Origin of the sequence: uncultured Campylobacter sp. (genome assembly GCF_938045225.1) — a bacterium.
Classification (GTDB): domain Bacteria; phylum Campylobacterota; class Campylobacteria; order Campylobacterales; family Campylobacteraceae; genus Campylobacter_A.
The window spans coordinates 1-4,199 of sequence record NZ_CALINL010000259.1; the positions used below are offsets into that span (position 1 = coordinate 1).

The window sequence follows — 4,199 nt, forward strand, 5'->3', positions numbered from 1 at the left end:
TTAAATTTTTTAAGGAGTAAATATGGCATTGGCACTACCTACGATAGAGGAATATATAATACAAAGAGATAAGGAGTTTGGTTTTTGGTTAGTCTTTCATACTAGATACAATGATATATGTGCATTTGGAAAGCACCCAGAAGACGATCAATTTGATAATTTTGATAAAAAATACATAGATAATGAATCAAGAAACTATTTTTTAAATTTTATGAAAGAAAATTTTCCAACCATAAAATTAACCAATGTTTTTGATCTGGTTGATCCTGGCGTGTTGACCTATCCGTATTTAGGTAGCATTGCAGTAGATTGTGTTCAAGGAGATGAGGCGTTTAATGCAATTAGCGCAATGTATGGCAATCCATTTGAAGCCCCTATTTCCAATAAGGCTGTTTTTTGGGTTATGAAATTAGAAGATGCCATTAAGTCGCATACAAAAAGGCAAGAAGCAATAGACGCCGAATTTGGAGATTTTTAAAAATATCTCAAATGCTTTTAATACACAAAAATATGTTAACGGCTAATATACATTTTATAAAAAACAAGGCATCTAAAAAGCATAAAGCCGTGCTAGATGCCCCTACCCTGCTACTTTTATTCGCTTCATTTGCTTAGTTTTTTAGCTCGTTTTGGACGATTTTTTTTGATGCTCGTTCTACGCCCTTTTCTATCCACATTCTTACTAGTAAAGTTTTGCTACTTCCAATGATAATTGATTTATCTTGTAGCCTTAATATAATCTTATACATATGCACGATTTGCGTAATACGATAAAAAAACCGTCCCATGAGCCATTTTTCTGCCGCCAAGCAAAATGTGCTCAGTAAAATTTTTTAGCTATGGATAGTCTCAATAAAGTAGTTTTCACTACTAACGAGCCACATAATATTTATTCCATCATAAGCAATAATCCATAAGCAAAATGGTAGAATAGCAAATAAACTATAAATATTAATCAATCATGCATGCGCAAGCAACTAAAAGGGATTGGAATATTTGCCGTTTTTTAATGAATTTATAGTATTTCATATAATTAATCAAATTTAACCACGCTTTAATTGAGCGATATGATTTAACTACATAACGGAGAAAAGATGATAAACATTAGAAAGCTAGAAAACGACCTCTGGGAGTCGGCGGACCTTTTACGCTCAGGCTCAAACCTCACATCGTATCAATACTACGTGCCAATGCTTGGTCTTATCTTTTTGCGATACGCTCTGGTAGAGGCTGAAATTTTAAAAGATCGCCCGTCTCGCGGCGGCAGAGTTATGCCTGTTGAGGCGAGCGACTTTGCGGCAAAGAGCGCGCTCTATCTTCCAAAAGAAGCTCAGTATGACTATCTGCTAAATTTACCTCAAGATATCTCATCGGCAAATCTTGTCAATAAAGACAACCACATCATGACAAGCCTAGGCGAAGTCGTAAACAACGCCATGTCATTGATCGAAGATCAGAGCGAACAGCTCATCGGCGTACTACCAAAAAGCTATGCTGATTTTTCAGACGAAATTTTATCCGAGCTTTTGCGCATATTTAACAACTCAGCCCTTGATGAGATCGGCGGAGATATCATCGGTAGAATTTACGAGTATTTCTTAAATAAATTTGCCAAAAGTATAGCCTCTGATGATGGTGTTTTCTTTACGCCAAAATCGCTTGTAAAGATGATAGTAAATATCATAGAGCCAAAAAGCGGCATACTTTTTGATCCTGCGTGCGGCTCTGGCGGTATGTTTATCCAGTCTGGGGATTTTGTAAATGCAGCTGGCATGAACGCAAATAGCATGATGACCTTTTACGGCCAAGAAAAGGTCGAGTACAACGCACAGCTTTGCTTGATGAACATGGCGGTGCATGGACTTACCGGCGTTATCAAGTCCGGAGATGAAGCAAACAGCTTTTATAGCGACGCTCACAACCTAGACGGCCGCTGCGACTACGTTATGGCAAATCCCCCTTTTAACGTCGATAAGGTAAAAGCCGAGTCTTGCGAAAGCGCAAAACGCCTGCCTTTTGGCATGCCAAGCGTAAATAAAAATAAAGAGGTAGGAAACGCAAACTACCTTTGGATATCTTACTTTTATAGCTACTTAAACGAAAAAGGCCGTGCAGGCTTTGTCATGGCATCTTCAGCCACGGATAGCGGCGGCAAAGATAAAGATATAAGAGAAAGTCTTGTAAAAACAGGCGATGTTGATGCGATGATCAGCGTAGGAAATAACTTCTTTTACACGCTCTCCCTTCCTTGCTCTCTTTGGTTTTTTGATAAAAACAAGTCAAACGAGACTAAAAACAAAGTGCTTTTTATAGACGCTAGAAACTACTACACCGTGGTTGATCGCACTTTAAACGAATGGTCTTATTGGCAGCTAAAAAATATCAATGCCATCGTATGGCTATACCGCGGCGAGATAGATAAGTATAGAGCCTTGCTTGATGAGTATAAAGTTGCTCTTGCAAGCACCAAGCCTTTTAGCGAACAAATTCATGAAATATCACAAGAGATAAATTCTCTTAGAGCAAAAGCAAAAGAGGCGGTAGAAGCAGCCCAAAAACGAGAAAAGAAGAGAGTGCAAGAGGAGTATGACGCACGGCTTGCCAAATTTAGCGAAAAGCTCACTACGGCCAGAGAGGCAAACTGGCTTTACGAGAAATTTAAAGATGGCGTATATCAAGATGTGCTTGGTCTTTGTAAAGTCGCCTATACGACTAAAACGGCGCAAGGAGAGGATGAGGGTGTCAGCATAGAGGAAAAGGGCTGGTCGCTCACTCCTGGAGCTTATGTGGGCGTTGCCCCGGTAGAAGATGACGGAGTGGATTTTGAAGAGCGTATGATAGAGATACACCGCGAGCTTTTATCTTTGCAAGCCGAGTCAAATTTACTCATGGATACCATCTCGCAAAATTTAAAGGAGATGGGGTTGTGAAATATGAGAAAATAAAAATAGGTGATTTGGTTATATTGCGCCAAGGATTTGCAATTAATAAAAAAACAAATCATCACATATCAACAGAACCGACATCGTTGCATCTTCTTCGTATTGGCGATATGAAAGATGGCAACTTTAGTATTTATGTTAAAGATACAATTCCAGATAAATTTATCGCTAAGGAAGATGATGTTATTTTTACAAGAACCGGACAAGTTGGATTGGTATTCAGGGGACAACGAGGTGTAGTTCATAATAACTGTTTTACGGTAACAACAAAAGATAATGAGCTTTTGCTACAAGAATTTATTTTCTATGCTCTTCAGGAAAAAGCATTTTATGAAGAAGCAATAAGTAGGGCTACTGGGGCGGCTCAGCCAGATTTGCCACATGGAGCATTTAATTCAATCCCAATATTTTTGCCATGTATAAAAAAACAAAAGAAGATAGTAGATATCTTGCAGGCATATGACGATCTGATCGAAAATAATCAAAAGCAGATCAAGCTTCTTGAAGAGGCGGCGCAGCGTCTGTATAAAGAGTGGTTTGTTGATTTTTGCTTTCCAGGATATGAGAATGCCAAATTTATCGACGGCATCCCTGAGGGGTGGAGAAAAGGTACGCTTGGAGATATTGCAGTATTTAAACGCGGAAAAACAATTACAAGAGCACAAGCACATAAAGGCGATATTCCTGTTGTAGCAGGAGGAAAAGAGCCTGCGTATTATCATAATAAATCAAATACGGCTTCCCCAGTTATCACAGTAAGCGCTTCTGGCAATGCAGGATTTGTAAGATTATATTATCAATCTATATGGGCGTCTGATTGTTCTTTTCTTGATACCAATGAGACCAGTGATTTGTACTTTGTATACTGCTATTTAAAATATAGACAAGATGATATCTATGCAATGCAAAAAGGAGCTTGTCAACAACACGTTAATGCAAGAGAAATTAATTCTATGGAATTGTTGATTCCAACTGAAAAAGTATTAATGGAATTTAGAAAAATAACAATAGCAATATTTGAAAAAATTAGTTTTATAAATAGGCAAATTTTTCTATCCATTCAAGCTCGTGACCGCTTGTTACCAAAGCTTATGAGTGGTGAGATAGAAGTATAAGGAGATATCTATGAGTTATGATTATTCCGAAAATATTTTAGTGCAAGAGAGCGCCGGAAATTTACTCCATGACAAGCTAGGCTGGGATGTTAAATTTGCATATAACAGTGAAATTTTGGGCGAAAACGGCACATTTGGCAGA

Annotated in this window: 3 protein-coding genes; all 3 read left to right on the plus strand. The window is 38.1% G+C overall.

The features are described from left to right. Positions 1-22 precede the first annotated feature (22 nt). The 3 genes from Q0200_RS09390 (at position 23) to Q0200_RS09400 (ending at position 4,057) form a co-directional block, all read left to right on the plus strand. Complete coding sequence (locus Q0200_RS09390) at positions 23-478, plus strand: hypothetical protein (protein WP_297940636.1); 456 nt, start codon at positions 23-25, stop codon at positions 476-478. A 616-nt stretch (positions 479-1,094) separates the two neighbouring features. Continuing rightward, complete coding sequence (locus Q0200_RS09395; RefSeq protein WP_297940637.1) at positions 1,095-2,930, plus strand: class I SAM-dependent DNA methyltransferase; 1,836 nt, start codon at positions 1,095-1,097, stop codon at positions 2,928-2,930. Then, a complete protein-coding gene (locus Q0200_RS09400) occupies positions 2,927-4,057 on the plus strand; it encodes a restriction endonuclease subunit S (protein WP_297940638.1) in 1,131 nt (376 codons plus the stop codon). The genes Q0200_RS09395 and Q0200_RS09400 overlap by 4 nt, the downstream gene beginning before the upstream one ends. Positions 4,058-4,199: the final 142 nt, after the last annotated feature.

Coding starts and splice junctions, on each gene's coding strand:
- Q0200_RS09390 (WP_297940636.1), top strand. CDS start 23: ATGGCATTGGCACTACCTACGATAGAGGAATATATAATACAAAGAGAT.
- Q0200_RS09395 (WP_297940637.1), top strand. CDS start 1,095: ATGATAAACATTAGAAAGCTAGAAAACGACCTCTGGGAGTCGGCGGAC.